The organism is Guyparkeria hydrothermalis, from assembly GCF_023555385.1.
GTDB lineage: Bacteria > Pseudomonadota > Gammaproteobacteria > Halothiobacillales > Halothiobacillaceae > Guyparkeria > Guyparkeria hydrothermalis_A.
In genome coordinates, this window is sequence record NZ_JAJSED010000001.1 from 1965034 (window position 1) to 1982266 (window position 17233).

Genomic DNA, 17233 nt, shown 5'->3' on the forward strand with positions numbered 1-17233 from the left:
CCGTCCTTTCCGGGAGGCCGTATGACCGCGAATGCCCAATCCGATCGCGCCGCGCGCGAGATCCCCGTTGCACTCGAACCCGAGATCGCCCGCATCGCGCTGGCCTCGAAGCCGGCCGCGCCGGTGACCGCCGAGGAGCGCGAGGCCCTGCGGGCCGAGATCAAGGAACTGCTGGCCGAGCAGAACGCCGTGCTGGTGGTTCACTACTACGTCGACGAGGACCTGCAGATTCTCGCCGACGAGACCGGCGGGCGGGTGTCCGACTCGCTCGACATGGCTGCCTTCGGCGCCGAGCACGAGGCCCAGACCCTGGTGGTGTGCGGCGTGCGCTTCATGGGCGAGACGGCCAAGATCCTGAGCCCCGAGAAGCGGGTGCTGATGCCGGAGCTGCATGCCGAGTGCTCGCTGGATCTCGGCTGCCCGCCCGAGGAATTCACCGCATTCTGCGACGCGCATCCCGACCGCACCGTGGTGGTCTACGCCAATACCTCGGCCGAGGTGAAGGCGCGCGCCGACTGGGTGGTCACCAGCTCGAACGCGCTCGAGATCGTCTCGCACCTCAAGGAACGCGGCGAGAAGATCCTCTGGGCGCCGGACAAGCACCTGGGTCGCTATATCCGCGACAAGACCGGCGCGGACATGCTGCTGTGGGAAGGCTCCTGCGTGGTACACGACGAATTCCGCGCCGATGCGCTCGCCGAGCTCAAGGAAAAGCACCCCGAGGCGGCGATCCTGGTCCACCCGGAATCGCCCGAGGCGGTGGTCGAGATGGCCGACCGCGTCGGCTCGACCTCGCAGCTGATCAAGGCGGCTACCGAGCTGCCCAACGAGACGCTGATCGTGGCGACCGACCGCGGCATCTTCCACAAGATGGCCGAGGCCGCCCCCGGCAAGACTCTGATCGAGGCACCCACCGGCGGCCGCTCGGCCACCTGCGTCTCTTGCGCCCACTGCCCGTGGATGGCCATGAACGGCCTGGTGAGCGTGCGCGACGCCCTCAAGCACCCGCAAGGCCACGAGATCAGCGTCGACCCGGCGATCCGCGTCAAGGCGGTCGAGTCGATCCAGCGCATGCTCGACTTCTCCCGTCAGAAGGGCATCGTCACCCGAGGCAACAACGACGCCTGATGCCCGGCTCGGCCGGTGAGCCCGGTTGCAGGCCCGCCTCCGTGGCGGGCTTTTTTTTGTGCCGCTCCGGATGAGGGTGTCCGTATATTCATGATTTAGCACACAAATACGTGCGAATATTCGCAACCCTTTTAATTCATGCAGGCACTCGTCTGATAAGAAAAATTCAGTTCCACACTCGGGTATTCGCGTCGTAGGGTGAATTCGCTGTTTCCACAACAAGACACGGAGAGAAACATGAAGAAGCTGTTCACCATGCTCGCCCTGATCATCGCCGCCCCGCTGGCGCTGCAGGCCAACACCGCCATGGCAGAGACCGAAAAGACCAAGCAGGTGGTCTATCACTTCAACAAGTCCGACATGAACACCATCAAGGCCGGTCTGCGCAACGCGACCAACCACGTCAATTCGCCTTCCGGCCCCGAGACCGAGATCGAGATCGTGGTGCACGGCGGTGGCATCAAGATGATGACCGAGGCGCGCAAGGATCCGCAGCTCGCCGCAGCAATCGACAACCTCAAGGCCAACAACGTCGAGTTCAAGGTCTGCGCCAACACGCTGCGCGGCAAAGGCCTCGAGGTGAGCGATCTGTACTACACAGACGAGGACGACATCGTGCCGTCCGGCGTCGCTTACCTCGCCGACCAGCAACAGGCGGGCTGGGCTTACATCCATCCGTAAGCCAGGCCGCAGGGCCTGCCTGATCGTCGGCCGCCTGTTGGCGGCCGACACCTGTCATGATCCCGGGCTCGCCCCGGGATTTTTCGTTCCGATCCATCGGGCCGGGCGATCGTCTCGGCGATGATTCGTCGGCGGACGCGCCGAGCGTCTATCATGCCGACTGGTTCCCTTCGAGCAGTTGCATGCACGATTCCATTCTTCTTTCTCTGACCGCCATCGTCGTGCTCGGCATTGCCGCGCAGTGGCTTTCCTGGCGGGTGAAGGTGCCGCCGATCCTGTTCCTCCTGCTGATCGGCATCGCATTGGGGCCGATCTTCGGTCTGCTCGAGCCCGATGCGCTCTTTGGTGATCTGCTCTTCCCGATCGTGTCGCTGGCCGTGGGCGTGATCCTGTTCGAGGGCAGTCTCACCCTGCGGTTTCGCGACATTCAGGGGGTGTCCTCGACGATCCTGCGGATGGTGTCGCTGGGCGCGGCGATTTCCTGGGGGGTGGCCGCGACGGCAGCGCACTGGTTCGTCGGCCTGGAGTGGCCCATCGCCTTCCTGTTCGGGGCGATCGTGGTGGTGACCGGCCCCACGGTCATCGCGCCGTTGCTGCGCATCGTCCGCCCCACCGCGCGGGTCACGAAGATCCTGCGCTGGGAGGGCATCATCATCGATCCCATCGGTGCGCTGCTGGCCGTCCTGGTGTTCGAGTTCATCGTCACCCAGTCGCAGGCCGGGGAAGTTGGCATGAGTGGCGTGATCCTGCCGTTCCTCGAGCTAGTCCTGATCGGCGCGTTCCTGGGCGTGGTCGGTGGTTGGTTGCTGGGGCAGGTGCTCTCGCGGCATGCCTTGCCGGACTACCTGATCAACGTCACCGTCCTGGCTTCGGTGCTGGCCGTGTTCACCACCTCCAACGTGCTGGCCGAGGAGTCCGGCTTGCTGGCGGTAACCGTGATGGGCATCTGGCTGGCAAACATGCGGGGGGTGCCGCTGGAGGACATCCTGCACTTCAAGGAGACCCTGAGCATCCTGTTCATCTCGGGGCTGTTCATCCTGCTGGCTGCGCGCATCGAGCCAGCCACGCTGAGTCAGGTCGGCCTGGGCGCGGCGCTGGTGCTCGCGTCGATCGTGTTCATCGCGCAGCCGCTCAAGGTGTGGTTGTCGACGATCGGCAGTGACCTCAACTGGCGTGAGAAACTGATGATTGCCTGGATCGGCCCGCGTGGCATCGTGGCCGCTGCCGTCTCCGGCCTGTTTGCCATCAAGCTGGTCGACGAAGGCTACGAGAGTGCCGTGGTGATCGTGCCGCTGACCTTCAGCATCATCGTGGGCACTGTCGTCCTTGCCTCCCTGACGGCGCGGCCGTTGGCGCGAGCGCTGGACATTGCCTTGCCGGAGGATCGGGGGGTGCTGATCGTCGGTGCCAATCGCGTGACCCGCGAGATCGCCAAGGTGCTCAAGAAGCACGGCTTTCGCGCGGTGATTGCCGACGGCAACTACAGCGAGATCCGCCAGGCGCGCATGGACGGGCTGGAGACCTACTACGGCAACCCCGTTTCGGAGGCCGCCGACCGCAAGCTCGATCTGGTCGGGATCGGCCAGATGTTCGCCATGTCCGCCCAGTCGGAGATCAATAACCTTGCCGCGGTCCGCTACCGGCACGAGTTCGGCCAGTCGAACGTCTTCGTCCTGCAGACGCCGCAGGAGGTCAGCGGGTCCGACAATCAGCGCATCACCACCCAGTTCAATGCCCGCAACCTGTTCCGGGAAGGGGTCTCGCTGGGGCACCTGTTCCGGTTGATGGAGGCGGGTGCGGAGCTGTTCAGCACACGCCTGACCGAGAGCTTCGGCTACAGCGAGTACGTGGTGCACTACGAGGGGCGCGGTGAGTTGCTGTTCGGCATCAGCCCCGACGGCAACCTGCGGCCCTTGAGCGAGGAGCCCAGCCAGCGGCCGGGGCCCGGCTGGGTGCTGATCGGGTTGTACGAGCCGACCTCGGAAACCGAGCGGCCGGCGTCTCGTTCGGGGACGAACGGCGGCGATGCCGGTGCCGAGCGGCTGCCCGGTTGATCGTTCCCCGACCAATTTCGGCCTGCGATCAAGGGGATGGCGGCGCGGTCTTTCGGTGGGGCGAAATTTTTTCGTCATCGGCGCGCCAAAGGGGTTGCGTCACCGATTCGGCTTTGTATAATGCGCGCTCTAGCAAACGCGGTCGAGCAATCGATTGCGTGAGATGTGCGGGAATAGCTCAGCTGGTAGAGCACAACCTTGCCAAGGTTGGGGTCGCCGGTTCGAATCCGGTTTCCCGCTCCATTGGGTGGTTAGCTCAGTTGGTAGAGCGGAGCCCTTACAAGGCTTAGGTCGGGAGTTCGAGCCTCTCACCACCCACCATCATCTCTACAAGCAGCGGTAGTTCAGTTGGTTAGAATGCCGGCCTGTCACGCCGGAGGTCGCGGGTTCGAGTCCCGTCCGCTGCGCCACATCCCGAAAGGCCCGCCTTCCATGGCGGGCCTTTCTTCGTCTGGCGATAACGAAAGTGAGTCAGCGCCGCCGCTGTCCCCGTAGTGGCTGCAGCCATTGCCACGCCTCTCCCTGCGCCCGTCGCAGTGGACGCGGTGCGGCCGTCAGGCGTTTCACGCCCGCCTCCAGGTCCTCCGGTCGCCAGGCATCGCGCCGATAGATCATCAGCGTGTTCAGGCGATCGGGCACGTGGGCGACCAGCGCATCGGGATGGAAGTGGGCCGACAGCTGGCGATGGATCTCGACCACTGCCGGCATACTGCTGCGCCACAGATTCACCGCCAACAGGCCGTCGGGAGCGACCGCGCCGGCGAGGCGGTCGACGGCGTCATCGGGCAGGCGCGTCATGCCGCTCTCGTCGAACAGGTCGACCAGCGCGACGTCCAGCCTCTCGGGCGGTTGCCATGCCGCTGCGCACAGGTCGGCGAACTGCAGATCGAGTCGCGGGTGATCGAGGTCGAGCCCGAAATGACGCTCAGCCAACGGTGCCAGTGCCGGGCGCAGGTCCACGGCATGGATGCTAGACTCGCTATGTTCGAGAAGAAACTTCGCCATGACGCCGCCCCCCAGCCCGAACAGCCCGATGTGGTCGGGGTTCGAGTGGAGCGCCAGCGGCAGGGTCAGTCCCCGGTAGTAGGCAAAACACAGTTGCTCCGGCATGTCGGGGCGCCATGCCGACTGCGCGGTCTGGTTGCCGAAATGCAGCGCGATCTCGCCGCTTTGCTCGTAGACTTCCAGCGGCCCGAATTCGTCGACCAACCGTTCGACCAACCGCGCTTTCATGCGGACCCTTCCACGCATGCGCCGTGAACGATGGCCATCGGCTGTGGTCTGGGACAATGCGGTGCGCGAGGCATGAGAAACACGAGAATCGAGGTAACGATGATGAGGATCAACCTGTCAGCGGATTGGAGCGGCATCGCGGGTGCCGCGGCCATTACCTGGGCCATTATCCGTGAATGGGCGTCGGCTTTCATCCGGGGCGGGCGGGCCGCCTGGCTGGCGGTCGGTTTGCTGCTGATCGGTGCGCCGCTGCAGGCCGCGTCGTTCGAGGTGGGCGAGAAGGTGTTCGTGCCGATGTTCGAGCCCAATCCCGAGCGGGACGGATACGCGGTGGGCCTGGTCGACGAGATCCACGATGACGGCACCCTGACGGTCAAGATCGACGAGGTGGTGACCGGCAAGGACAAGACGTTGGCCGGCACCTGCCACCCATCGGGCGGGACGCCGCTGGCGGGCGCGGAGATCCTCTCGGACAACCCCGACAAGCTGGTGATCGAGCAGCGGCTTGCTGTCGACGAGGTGATGCCCTATCGGCGCGGCAGCCAGCTGTACCTCGAGCGCGAGAACCTCAGCATCGCCTACCTCAAGTACCTCGGCAGCGGCATGGGGATGACGCCGGACCGGCTCGATGTCGCCATTCGCCGTGCCCGCAACGTCGGTCTGCCCGACATGGTGACCGCGATGAAGATCGCCAAGCTGCAGGTCGAGTCGACGCAGGGCCGGGGGTTCCCGGTGCCGGCGAGCCGAGCGCTGCAGAAGGCGGCGCCAATGCTCGACGAGGTGGCCAAGGTCCTCGAGTCGCATCCTGGGGCCGTCAAGGAGGCCGGGCGGATGCTGGGCGGCACCACGCCGTCGCATCGGGACGAGCCGATCGCGGCGGTGATCGTCCGTCTGCACGAGATCCTCAAACAGCAGCTGGCTGAGCTGGCCCAGCAGAGCGCCGATCCGCGAGAGCTGTCCGGTTATAGCGTCGACGACTTGCTTGCGATCTACACCGGCTGGTACCGGGTGATCACGGCGAACGACACACAGCCGTTCCAGAACGCCCAGGTCGAGTTCTATCGTGAACGGGCGGCCAAGGCGCTGGAAAACGGCAAGTGGCCCTCGCTCGTGTAGCTCCTTGCCCCTGTTCTGAAACGAAAACGCCCGAGCGATCAGCCGCTCGGGCGTTTTTCTGTACGGGAGAGTGGTCCGGCGTCTTACTTCTGGTAACGCGCCTTCCACTCTTCGTAGGGCATGCCGTAGACGTGCTCGCGCGCGTCGGCATCGGCCAGCTCGATGCCCTGCTTCTCGGCTTCCTCGCGTAGCCAGCGCGAGAGGCAGTTGCGGCAGAACCCGGCCAGATTCATCAGGTCGATGTTCTGCACGTCGGTGCGCTCCTGCAAATGGGCGACGAGCCGGCGGAAAGCGGCGGCTTCGAGTTGGTCTCGGTTGCTGGAATCGATGGCCATGGTCGGAATGCCTCTTGAAACGGTTGGCTCAGCTGTCCGGGGTGCGGGTGTCGTAGGTCACCGCGTGCAGGTCGCCGGATTCGAGCGCTGGCTTGAGGATGCGGTTGAGGATCTGGTGCTGCTGCAGCAGGGACTTGCCGACAAAGGCGCTGCTGGTCACGGCGATGCGGAAATTGCAGCCCTCGCCGTCCGGCCGTACGCGGGCGTCGGGCAGTTCGGCCTGGATCAGCTCGATGATCTCGTTGTCGGTCATCTGCGGATGGTCCTCCGGTCGTAGTCGTCAGTCTTGTGCCTGCAGGATCGGGGCAAGCAGCGCCGCGCGCCAGCCCCGAGTGAGTCGAGAAGGCCGATCCGGATTGGCCAGGTGCTGTTTCAGTTCGGCGCTGGTGGCCAGCCTTGAGGCGGTAATGCCGGCCTCGGTGGCCATCCCTGCCAACTGGGTCTGCCAGGATTTTACCAGCTCGCGCTGCTCGGGAGGCAGGGCGGGGGGACGTGGCAGCCGTGGCCAGTCGTCGGGGTCGTCGGCCAGGGCCGCGCTGACGGCGGCAGCGAGTTCGCGGCGGGCCGCGGGGTCCTTGGCCGGGGGCGACTTCCCTCGCATCAGGCGTTCGTCGATGCTCGCCGTGGTGGCGGGAGATTTGTCGCGGACGATGGCGTGGGCCAGATCGAGCATGGCCTGATCGCCCCAGATCCATCGGCGCGGGCGGTCGAGTTCGCGGGCCCGGTGCTCGCGCCAGGCGGCCAGTTCGCGCAGTACGGCGAGTCCGGCACGGCTGAGGGTCTGGACGCCGCGCACCTTCTTCCAGCGCTGCTCGTCATGCGGCATGAAACGCTGTGGGTCGAGCTGGCGGTGTGCTTCCTCGGCCATCCAGTCGAGCCGGTCCCGGTCGGCCAGCTGCGCTTTCAGCATCGGATAGAGGGCATGCAGCTGGGCGACGTCCTGCACGGCATAGTTGACCTGCTGCGGGCTCAGGGGGCGTGCAAGCCAGTCGCTGCGCTTCTCGGCCTTGTCGAGCGTCACGCCCAAGAGGCTTTCGACCAAAGCGGCGTAGCTCATCTGTCCACCGATGCCGAGCAGCTCGGCGGCGATCTGGGTGTCGAAGACGTCGCGCGGGAGATGCCCGGCGGCCGAGAGGATCAAGTCGAGGTCCTGATCACCGGCATGCAGGATCACCGGCACATCGGTGGCGACCAGTGCCTGCCAGAAGGGGGTCAGGTCGATGTCGGATTCCGGATCGACCAGCCAGACCGTGTCGTCCGTTGCGATCTGCAGCAGGGCCAGGCGAGGGAAATAGGTGCGCTCGCGGACGAACTCGGTATCCAGCGGTAGGTAGCTGGCTCTTGCCATCGCCACGAGCAGCGCGTCGAGCGCCTCGGAGCGGATGACGAACCGGACGTCGGGCGCGTCCGGCGTCATGAGGGGCAGCGGGCGCTGTGGCTGGGTCTGCCCACGCCGGTTCAGTCGGCCGTTTGGACGATCTGCACCGAGTCGATCCGCACCGTCTCGCGCGGGACGTCCTTGCGGAACGGGCCTGCCGCGCCGGTTGGCAGGTTCGCGATGCGATCGACCGTTTCCATGCCCTCGATCACCTCGCCGAACACCGTGTAGCCGGCTCCGGCGGCGGAGTCGTCGCGTCGGTCGAGAAAGTCGTTGTCGGCGAGGTTGATGAAGAACTGCGCGGTGGCCGAATCGGGGTCGGCGGTGCGCGCCATGGCCAGGGTGCCGCGGGTGTTGCCGATACCGTTGTCGGCCTCGTTCTTCACTGGCGGGCGAGTTTCCTTGCGCGTGAAGTCGGCGGTGAAGCCACCGCCCTGGGCGACGAAATCCGGAATCACGCGGTGGAAGATGGTGCCGTCGTAGAAGCCGTCGCGCACGTATGTCAGGAAATTGTCGACGGTGGCCGGGGCGCGCTCGTCAAACAGTTCCACCAGGATCGGTCCCTGGTTCGTCTCGATGCGGACCTGGGTCTCGGCCATCGCCATCGGGCCGGCAAGCAGCAGGCCGGCGCCGATGAACCACCCGGTGACGCGTCGAGCGAGATCAGTCATCGCGCTGCACACGCTCGAGGCGTTCGTGGCGTTCCTGAGCCTCGATGGTCAGCGTGGCGATCGGGCGGGCCTCGAGGCGCTTGAGGCCGATTTCGTCACCGGTCTCCTCGCAGAAGCCGTAGTCGCCGTCGCTGATGCGCTTCAAGGCCTTGTCGATCTTGTTGATCAGCTTGCGGTAGCGATCGCGGGTGCGCAGCTCGAGGGCGGCGTCCGACTCCAGCGTTGCCCGGTCGTTGATATCGGGCTCCTGCCAGTTCTCTTCGCGCAGGTGGTTGATGGTCGAATCCGATTCGGTCATCAACTGGTCGCGCCAGGTCAGGAGTTTCTGCCGGAAGTACTCCAGCTGCATCGGGTTCATGTATTCCTCGTCTTCCGAGGGCTTGTAACCTTCCGGGAGTTCAACTGCCATGTTTTGCACCACCTCTGCCCGAGCAGACGCTGAAATTTGAAATGGAATGCGCCGAAAGACGACTCGCGGCGTGGGACCCGGCGGGTCGGTGTGGGCCGCTGCCTGCCTCGTCATCCGGTCCATGGCCGTTGACGGGCGACGGGCAAGTATAGGGGTGCCGCTCGGTCAGCGCAACGCCCGCACGGCCGGCTTGGCGGTTGCCAATCAAGGGCTTGTGGGAGTTTCGTCGCGAAGGCGGCGGTCGCTGGTGAACACCCAGGTGCGGGTGATCACCAGCCGGTCGTGCTCGGCGGCGAGTTCGGCCGGGAACGGCGGATAGGGCGCCGCCGCCTGCAACAGGTTGCGCGCGGCGTTGTCGACCACCGAATTGCCCGAGGAACGCCGGATGGCCAGATTGAGCACATGCCCCTTCTTGCCGATCGTGACCTCCAGGATTACCCGGCCCGAGAGGTTCTGCTGGACCAGCGCCGACGGATAGTGTTCGTTGCCGTAGACCTCGACCTGGCGCTTCCAGCGCGCGAGGTACCGCCCGGGCGGGCCGTGCTGCGTGCGGCTGGTGGCGTAGCCCGTCCGCAGGGCGGTGTTCACCTGCTGGTAGAGCCGGTCGATGCGGTCCTGGGTCGAGAGGTCGCGCGGGGTTTCACTCATACCGCCCGCGCCCTCGTGCTGGGGGCCTTGCCCGTCTTCGCGCAGGGTGTCGCTGGCGCTGTCGGGGCCGGCCTGCCCGGCCAAGGTGGGATCGGTCGGCAGGTCGAGGGCTTCGCTATCGGTCCGTTGGCCGGCATCGAGGCTGCGCTCGGCCTCCGGCGCGTCCAGGGTGATCTCGATAACGGGCTGGCGTTCGACTTCCGGGCGGGTGAAGTGCACCAGCAGCAGGCCGATGTGCACCAGGACGGCCAGCACGATCGCCGCCTTGAGCACGCGGTTCGATCCGAGTGTTCCGGCGGCTGCGGCCCGCTCGTCAGTTGCGATTCTCTGGGTTGGCATCCTTGCCCTCTCGGCTGATGGTCAAATCGTCTGCCAGTCGGTGGTCTCGCCGGCGGTCGACGGTTGCATCGCTTGCTGCATGCCCTTGTCCCGCCACGGCTGCCCATTCTCGGTCACAAGCAGGACGCCGTCGAGTCCCAGTCGCCGGGCGAAGCGTCCGGCTTCATCGGGATCGATCAGCATCAAGGCGGTGGCCGCGCCATCGGCGATCACCGGGTCGCGACCGAGAACGGTGGTGCCGGCGTTGCTGTGCGCGGGGCGGGCGGTCAAGGGGTCGAGAATGTGGCCGAAGGTTTCGCCACGGTAGTCCAAGCGTCGTTCGTAGTTGCCCGAGCTGCACAGCGCCCGCCGGCCGCCAAGCTCAATGCCACCCAGCGGGGCATCGCCCAGCGGGTCGCGGATGCCCAGCCGCCAGTCGCGGTCGCCGGGACGACCGAGCGTGTACAGGTCGCCCCCGGTGTCGAGCAGGCAGTCGGTCACGCCCAACTGCTCGATGGCGGCCAGTACGCGCTGGGCGGCGAAGCCCTCGGCCAGGGAGTTGAAGTCGAACTGCACCCGTCGGTTGTCGACCTGGATCCGGTCGCCATCGACATGGACATCATCGAGCGAGGGGGCATCGGTCAGCCAGGCGTCGAGTGTCTTTTCCGCGGGTGGGACGGTGCGTTGCTGGCGCCCGCCGTCGTCATGAAAGCCCCATCGTTCGATCAGCCCGCCGATGGTCGGGTCGAAACGCCCGCCGCTGGCCTCGAACAGCGGGCGTGCGGCCCGGATCAGGCTGATGATGTCGTCGCTCGCTCGCGCCGTGCCGTGGCTGGCGAGCTGCCGGTTCAGGCGCGTCAGCTCGCTGTCCTTCCATGGGTGCAGGCGGCGATAGAGCGGTTCGACGATCGTTTCGGCCGTGCCGAGCGCCTCGTTGATGCGTTCCGGTGACGTGTCGTGGAAGGTCAGCGTCCAGACCTGGCCGAATACCGAAAAGCCGCCCTCGCGCAGGGACGGGCTGTCCGAGCAGGCGGGCAGGAGGGACGCAACCGGCAGACCGGCCAACGCGGCCAGCAGGGCGCGTCGCCGCGAGTCGATCACGTCGGCACGCGTGTCGCTAGGTGATCGAGCAACTGTCCGGTGACGTCCTGCCCGGTGGCGGCGCTGATCTCCCGGGCGCAGGTGGGACTGGTGACGTTGACCTCGGTCAGCCAGTCGCCGATCACGTCCAGGCCGACGAACCAGTGACCGCGTTCGGCCAGCCACGGCCCGACCGCCGCGGCAATCTCCCGGTCACGCTCGCGAAGCGGCACCACCTCGCCGCGTCCGCCGGCGGCGAGGTTGGCGCGGAAGCTCTTCTGCCCCGGGATGCGCAGCAGGGCGTGGTCGACCGGTTCGCCGTCGATCAGCAGCACGCGCCGGTCGCCGGTGCGGATCTCGGGCAGGTAGCGCTGCGCCATGACCAGTTCGGTCTGGTCCTTGGTCATGACCTCGAGGATCACCTGGGTGTTGACGTCGTCCTCGTGGACCTTGAAGACCGAACTGCCGCCCATGGCGTCCAGTGGCTTGACCACGATCTCGCCCTGCTCGGCGGCGAAGGCGCGCAACTGGGCAATCGAGCGGCTCACCAGTGTCGGCGGGCAGAAGTCGGGGAAGTGCTGGGCCAGCAGTTTCTCGTTGGCCGCGCGCACCGCGTCGGGGCGGTTGGCCACCACGACACCCGCCTGCTCGGCCAGCGACAGCAGGCCGGTGATGTAGTGGTAGTCGAGGTCGATCGGCGGATCCTGACGCTGCAGGATGATGTCGAAGTCCGTCAGGGCGCGAGCAGAGCGCTCGCCCAGCGTGTGGAAGTCCCGGTCGCGATCGACGACGTGGACCGGCGCGGCCTCGGCCCGCGGTGCGCCATCGGCAAAGAACAGCCATTCGGGCTCGATGTACCAGCATTCCCAGCCGCGTGCCTGGGCGCTGAGCAGGAACGCGAAGGACGTGTCCTTCCATGGTTTGATCCGATCAATCGGATCCATGACGACGGCGATGCGCATGAGGCGGCTCCGCTTGCGGTCGGTGGGGTCAGCCGGCGGCCGAGTCACCGGCTGGACCGCCGATCAGGTCGCGCTGTTCTCGCGCGGCGGCCAGCAATGCCAAGCGAGCGACCACGCCGTAGCAGTACAGCCGGTTCTGGTCGCTGTCGGGCGAGGCATCCGGCGCCGGGGTGACGCAGGACTGGGTGAAGGGCAGCGGGACGAATTCCGCGCCCGGCGAATTGAGGTTCTCGCTCTGGCCTTTCTTGGTGTGCACGCGATAGAAGCCGCCCACCACATGGCGGTCGATCATGTAGAGCACCGGTTCGGCGACATGGCCGCTCGAGCCCAGGCGCTCGAAGCTGTAGATCCCTTCCTGGATCAACACCCGGTTGATCCCGCGACCGTCCTTGGAGGCAGCCATGCGGGTGCGCTGCTTGCGGTTGAGACCCACCACGTCCTCGGTCGACTGGGCCATCATTACGCCCATGCCGTAGGTGCCGGCATCCGCCTTGATCACCACGAACGGCTTCTCGCGGATCTCGAGTTCGTCGTATTTCTTCTGGATGGCGTCCAGCATTTCGCCCACCTTCTCCTGCAGGCAGGCTTCGCCCTCGCGTTTCATGAAGTCGATCTGGCCGCAGTCGAGGATCATCGGCGCCAGGTGCCATGGGTCAAGGTCGATCAGCTCGGCCAGCTCGGTGGCAAGCGCCTGGTAGTGGCTGAAGTGGTTGAATTTCGATCGATTCCACCACCCCAGCGCGGTCGGCGGCACGACGGTCTGCTCGAGGTCGTCGAGGATTTCCTCGCGCCCGCCGGAGAGATCGTTGTTGAGCACGATGGTGCAGGGCGAGAAGCCATCGACCTCAATGCGCCGCCCCTCGCGGTGGATCGGGTGCTGAATCAGCGTCCGCCCGGAGGGCAGCTCGAAGCGGGCGGGCTCGTCCAACTCGTCGAGCGAGCCGATGCGCGTCTCGAAGCCGGCCAGTTCGAACAGCTCCGCCATCGTCGCCAGCGACTCGAGGTAGAACTGGTTGCGGGTGTGACGCTCCGGAATGATCAGCATGCCGCGTGCGTCGGGGCAGGCATGTTCGACCGCCGACTGGATCGCCTGGACGACCAGCGGATCGAAGCTGTGGTTGAGATTGTTGAAGCCTGCCGGGAAGAGGTTGGTATCCACCGGGCCCAGCTTGTAGCCGGCATTGCGCAGGTCCACCGACGAGTAGAACGGAGCAGGGGTGTGGCGCCACTGCTCCCGGAACCACGTCTCGATATGGCGGCGGTTCTCGATGATGTGGGATTCGATCATCAGCAGTGGGCCGCAGTAGTTCGCCTCGAGTTCCGGGGTGAGTTCGTTGCTGTCGATCTGCAGGGCTGAGTGATTGTTTGACATCGAATTTTCGTCAGGCTCTTCGCTGGGTGGCGTGGCGGGCCAGTGGGCGGCAGGCGTTCGCTGGCGGTATTGTAAACGATGGGGCGCTGCCTTGTTCCGCCGCCGTGTCGGTCGTGCGGGCGTTTGCCAAAGTGAAGCACGTTGGTTACATTCCGGACGGAGCACGGCAAGAATCGGCCAGCAGCAAGGACGAAGACATGGAAGCGACAGAGAATCACGCGGGCCTCGAGGGGCTTAGGGTCATGGTGGTCGACGACAGTAAGACCATCCGACGGACGGCTGACAGCATCCTCAGCAAGGCCGGTTGCGAGGTCGAGAGTGCGATCGACGGGTTCGACGCGCTGGCACGGATCGGCGGTTTCGATCCCGACGTCGTGATTATCGATATCCTCATGCCGCGTCTCGACGGCTACCAGACCACGGCGTTGATCAAGAACAACGATCGCTTCGCCGGCACCCCCATCATCCTGCTGTCCAGCAAGGACAGCATCTTCGACAAGGCGCGTGGGCGCATTGTCGGCGCCTCCGACTACCTCACCAAGCCCTTCAACAGTGACGAGATCCTGGCGGCCGTCGAGCGGTTCGCCGAGGGGCGTCCTGTGGCCGACGAGGGCGCGATAGCTGGCTGAGGCCCGGACGGCAGTCGGTCTTGGCCGGCGACGGTATCTGAATCGGATTTTTTCTAGAGGAACAGGGTAGTGGCTCACATCGTTGTCATTGATGACTCGCCGACCGAGGTGTATGTGCTCCAGCAGATTCTCGAGCGTCATGGTCACCAGGTTTCCGTGGCCAACAGCGGCGAGGAGGGTGTCGATCTGGTTCGGCAAGTGCGTCCCGATGCGGTGCTGATGGACGTAGTGATGCCCGGCATGAACGGCTTCCAGGCCACCCGCACGCTCAACAAGGACGGTGGAACCAGCGACATCCCGGTGATCATCGTGACCACCAAGGATCAGCAGACCGACCGGATCTGGGGCATGCGCCAGGGCGCGAAGGAATACTTGGTCAAGCCGGTCAAGGAAGCCGACCTGATCTCCGTGCTCAAGAGCGTGCTCGGCTGACGCCATGTCGCACTCTGAAGACGCGTTCGACTACCTCGATTGGCTCAACGTCCAGGTCGATGCGCATGCGGTCGGCCTGCCGAGGAACGAGGACCACGTCCGGACCTGGCAGGGCATTCTGTTTGCCGTGGACGGTCGCCGCATGCTGGTCGCACTCGACGAGGTGCGCGCGATCGTCACCCCGCCGCGCCAGGTGATGCTCCCGGGCGCCAAGCCTTGGGTAGTCGGCCTGGCGAACCTGCGCGGCGAGCTGACCGGGGTCTTCGACCTGGCTCGCTTCTGGTTCGATACCGCGTCGCCGGCCTCGCGTCACAGCGTGGTTTTCCTGGCGAAACACGCCCAGGCCGCGTCCGCCTTTCTCGTGGAGCGCTCCTACGGCATTCGGCAGGTGCCCTATGGAGAGGAGCGCCCGCTGAGCGAGTCCACGCACCACGGGGATCTCGCCGCTCTGGCGGGCTTTCACCAAGAGGTGCGGCTGAACGACGAATGGCTGCCGGTGCTCGAGTTCCGCTCGCTGCTGGAAAACGACCAGTTTCTCAATGCCGTCGCATGATGCCGCGGTTCCGGGCAGGAGCCCGCTAGCAACAAAATGATGAATCGATCTCAGGAGTAAGTGGCAACTATGAGTCTTGGCGCACGGATGGGCGGCATCAGCCGTAAGATACTGGTCCTCGTGGTCCTGGCGGTTCTGGCCCTGATCGCGACGGTTGTCGTTTTCATCTACTCGGCCCAGCGCGAACAGGATTTTCTTGATCGCCGCCTGGCGGCGGCCGAGCTCGAGCGCTCCTCGCAGGAGTTGACCATCGAGGTGCTGCGCGCGATCCGGGGCAACCCGGGCGCCTTCGACCGGGTCCAGTCGATCCGCGCCGACTTCACCGACAGCCTCAACGCCCTCCAGGGTGAGGACCCCCAGCGTCCGCAGCTGGCGGTGCCGCCGAACCGTGAGGATCTCCTGGGTACGGTGGCCGAGCGCTGGAATGTCTACAACGACTCCCTGGCCAAGGTGCTCGAGGGGCGTGCCGCCATACTGAGCGTCGGCGAACAGTCCGGGCAGATCGAGGAGATCCTGCCGGATCTGACCGCCGCCTCGGACGAGGTGGTTCAGACGCTGGTTGCCAACGACGCGCCCAGCCACGTCATCTACCTCGCCACCCGTCAGTTGATGTTCATCGAGCGGATCGGGACGACGCTTGACGAGATCACCGGCGGTGGTGAGCAGGCGGTGAACGCCTCCGAGCGCTTCGGCCGGGACGTGGCGCTGTTTGGCGGCGTGTTGAACGGCCTGCTCAATGGCAACCGCATGGCCCCGCGGGTGAACAACCCGGCTGTCCGCGACGGGCTGCGCGAAGTGGGCGTGCTGTTCGCCACGGTCAACCAGCTCGTATCCGCCGTACTCGAACAGGCGCCGCAGCTGCTGGCAGCGAACCAGGCAGCCCGCGAGATCGACGTCATGTCGGGCGAGTTCACCCAGGCGAGTTCCGAGTTGGCGCGCACATTGGCCGAAGACCAGAACCAGGCCTCGCAGTTCCTCTACCTGGGTTATGCGAGCGGGGCGATCGGCCTGCTCTTCCTGATCTGGCTGGGTGTGACGCTGGTGCAGGAGTCCCGTCGCGCGCTGAATGAGACCGAGGCCACCAACCAGCGGAATCAGGCGGCGATCCTGCGTCTGCTCGACGAGATGATGACGCTGGCGGACGGGGACCTGACCGCGCACACCACCGTGACCGAGGACATCACCGGCGCGATTGCCGACTCGGTCAACTACACCATCGACGCCCTACGCGACCTGGTGGGTACCATCAACGACACCTCGGTTCGGGTGGCCGAAGCGGTGCAGTCCTCGCAGGACAGCTCCCGCGCCCTCGCCGAGAAGTCGCGTGGCCAGGCCCAGCGGATCACCGAGATTTCGGACGCGATCGCGCAGATGTCCGACGAGATCCAGAGCGTCTCGGTCAGCGCTCAGCAGTCGGCTCAGATTGCCGAGTCGTCGGTCGACGTGGCCCACCGCGGTGGCGATGCCGTGCGTCAAACCATCAAGGGCATGAACCAGACCCGGGAGCAGATCCAGGAAACCTCCAAGCGACTCAAGCGCCTGGGCGAATCTTCGCAGGAGATCGGCGACATCGTCGGCCTGATCACCGACATCGCCGACCAGACCAACATCCTCGCACTCAACGCCGCCATCCAGGCGGCCATGGCTGGCGAGGCGGGCCGCGGCTTCGCGGTGGTCGCCGACGAGGTTCAGCGACTGGCCGAGCGCGTCAGTGATGCGACCCGCCAAATCGAGCTGTTGGTCAACACGATCCAGACCGATACCTCCGAGGCGATGCTCGCCATGGAGCAGACCACATCCAATGTCGTCGACGGTGCAACCTTGGCCGAGAATGCCGGCAAGGCGCTGTCCGAGATCGAAAGTGTCTCGCTGAAACTTTCTCAGCAGATCAACGACATCACCTCGGTCGCGCAGAAGGAGGCTTCGGTGGCCACCGACCTGCGTGAAGCGGTCAACCGGATCCGGCAGGAGACCCAGCAAACCGCCGAGAACGCCACCCAGGCGGCCGACGAGATCGGTGCACTCGGGTCGCTGTCCCAGGAGCTCAACCGTTCGGTCGCCGGCTTCACCATGCCCGAGCGCGACGAGGCATCGGTTGGGGCCGAACCGGTGGATGCGGTCGACGACGAGTCCGAGTCGGACGAGAGCTGGGACGAGCCGGCCGAAAAGCGGGCCTGATCCCGATCGGGTCAAAGGACCAAGCCTCCGGCGCCGTGATCACCGGCAGCGGAGAT

General features: G+C 65.7%; 18 protein-coding genes and 3 tRNA genes. 11 read left to right on the plus strand and 10 right to left on the minus strand.

What is annotated here, in order from left to right; genetic code table 11:
* The first annotated feature begins 21 nt into the window (after positions 1–21).
* From nadA to LV476_RS09205, 6 genes are all read left to right on the plus strand, one after another.
* Positions 22–1128 carry a quinolinate synthase NadA gene (nadA, locus tag LV476_RS09180; RefSeq protein WP_250075431.1) on the plus strand — a complete coding sequence of 369 codons (1107 nt, stop codon included), beginning with the start codon at positions 22–24 and terminating at the stop codon, positions 1126–1128.
* A 237-nt stretch (positions 1129–1365) separates the two neighbouring features.
* The gene (locus tag LV476_RS09185) at positions 1366–1809 is read left to right on the plus strand and encodes a DsrE family protein (RefSeq protein ID WP_250075434.1); all 444 of its coding nucleotides are present in this window, start codon (positions 1366–1368) and stop codon (positions 1807–1809) included.
* 182 nt (positions 1810–1991) lie between these two features.
* Positions 1992–3863 (plus strand): cation:proton antiporter, encoded by a 1872-nt coding sequence (locus LV476_RS09190; protein WP_250075436.1) that lies wholly within the window; start codon positions 1992–1994, stop codon positions 3861–3863.
* Between the two features lie 167 nt (positions 3864–4030).
* Positions 4031–4106 (plus strand) — tRNA-Gly (locus LV476_RS09195).
* A 2-nt stretch (positions 4107–4108) separates the two neighbouring features.
* Positions 4109–4184 (plus strand) — tRNA-Val (locus LV476_RS09200).
* A 12-nt stretch (positions 4185–4196) separates the two neighbouring features.
* Positions 4197–4273, plus strand: a tRNA-Asp gene (locus tag LV476_RS09205).
* Between the two features lie 61 nt (positions 4274–4334).
* Here LV476_RS09205 and LV476_RS09210 read toward each other — a convergent pair.
* Positions 4335–5096: a spermidine synthase gene (locus tag LV476_RS09210; protein ID WP_250075438.1), complete on the minus strand. Its 762-nt coding sequence runs from the start codon at positions 5094–5096 to the stop codon at positions 4335–4337.
* Positions 5097–5195: 99 nt separating this feature from the next.
* Between LV476_RS09210 and LV476_RS09215 the strand changes: the two genes are divergently transcribed.
* Positions 5196–6212: a hypothetical protein gene (locus LV476_RS09215; RefSeq protein WP_250075439.1), complete on the plus strand. Its 1017-nt coding sequence runs from the start codon at positions 5196–5198 to the stop codon at positions 6210–6212.
* 83 nt (positions 6213–6295) lie between these two features.
* Here LV476_RS09215 and LV476_RS09220 read toward each other — a convergent pair whose 3' ends face one another.
* The 9 genes from LV476_RS09220 to gshA form a co-directional block, all read right to left on the minus strand.
* Complete coding sequence (locus LV476_RS09220) at positions 6296–6541, minus strand: DUF1244 domain-containing protein (RefSeq protein ID WP_250076314.1); 246 nt, start codon at positions 6539–6541, stop codon at positions 6296–6298.
* 34 nt (positions 6542–6575) lie between these two features.
* Positions 6576–6800: a BolA/IbaG family iron-sulfur metabolism protein gene (locus LV476_RS09225; protein ID WP_250075441.1), complete on the minus strand. Its 225-nt coding sequence runs from the start codon at positions 6798–6800 to the stop codon at positions 6576–6578.
* 27 nt (positions 6801–6827) lie between these two features.
* Positions 6828–7964, minus strand: a complete 1137-nt coding sequence (locus LV476_RS09230) for a ribonuclease D (protein WP_250075444.1) — start codon at positions 7962–7964, stop codon at positions 6828–6830.
* A 41-nt stretch (positions 7965–8005) separates the two neighbouring features.
* The gene (locus tag LV476_RS09235) at positions 8006–8530 is read right to left on the minus strand and encodes a peptidylprolyl isomerase (protein ID WP_250076316.1); all 525 of its coding nucleotides are present in this window, start codon (positions 8528–8530) and stop codon (positions 8006–8008) included.
* A 58-nt stretch (positions 8531–8588) separates the two neighbouring features.
* Positions 8589–9005, minus strand: a complete 417-nt coding sequence (gene dksA / locus LV476_RS09240; protein WP_250075446.1) for an RNA polymerase-binding protein DksA — start codon at positions 9003–9005, stop codon at positions 8589–8591.
* Between the two features lie 204 nt (positions 9006–9209).
* Complete coding sequence (locus tag LV476_RS09245) at positions 9210–9992, minus strand: TonB family protein (RefSeq protein WP_250075448.1); 783 nt, start codon at positions 9990–9992, stop codon at positions 9210–9212.
* Between the two features lie 21 nt (positions 9993–10013).
* Complete coding sequence (locus LV476_RS09250; RefSeq protein WP_250075451.1) at positions 10014–11072, minus strand: FAD:protein FMN transferase; 1059 nt, start codon at positions 11070–11072, stop codon at positions 10014–10016.
* The gene (gene gshB, locus LV476_RS09255; RefSeq protein ID WP_250075452.1) at positions 11069–12013 is read right to left on the minus strand and encodes a glutathione synthase; all 945 of its coding nucleotides are present in this window, start codon (positions 12011–12013) and stop codon (positions 11069–11071) included. Before gshB ends, LV476_RS09250 begins: the two co-directional genes overlap by 4 nt.
* A gap of 28 nt (positions 12014–12041) precedes the next feature.
* Entirely contained in the window at positions 12042–13385 is a 1344-nt protein-coding gene (gene gshA, locus LV476_RS09260) for a glutamate--cysteine ligase (protein WP_250075454.1), read from the minus strand.
* Between the two features lie 197 nt (positions 13386–13582).
* On the opposite strand from gshA, the gene LV476_RS09265 reads away from it, so the two are divergent.
* The 4 genes from LV476_RS09265 to LV476_RS09280 all read left to right on the plus strand — a co-directional run bounded on the left by LV476_RS09265 (position 13583) and on the right by LV476_RS09280 (position 17177).
* On the plus strand, positions 13583–14014 hold the full coding sequence (locus tag LV476_RS09265; RefSeq protein ID WP_250075459.1) for a response regulator: 432 nt from the start codon (positions 13583–13585) through the stop codon (positions 14012–14014).
* Between the two features lie 69 nt (positions 14015–14083).
* Positions 14084–14446 (plus strand): response regulator, encoded by a 363-nt coding sequence (locus LV476_RS09270; RefSeq protein WP_250075462.1) that lies wholly within the window; start codon positions 14084–14086, stop codon positions 14444–14446.
* A 4-nt stretch (positions 14447–14450) separates the two neighbouring features.
* Positions 14451–14999, plus strand: coding sequence for a chemotaxis protein CheW (locus LV476_RS09275; protein WP_250075464.1), 549 nt, complete (start codon positions 14451–14453; stop codon positions 14997–14999).
* Between the two features lie 69 nt (positions 15000–15068).
* Positions 15069–17177 (plus strand): methyl-accepting chemotaxis protein, encoded by a 2109-nt coding sequence (locus tag LV476_RS09280; RefSeq protein WP_250075466.1) that lies wholly within the window; start codon positions 15069–15071, stop codon positions 17175–17177.
* The last annotated feature ends 56 nt before the right edge of the window (positions 17178–17233 follow it).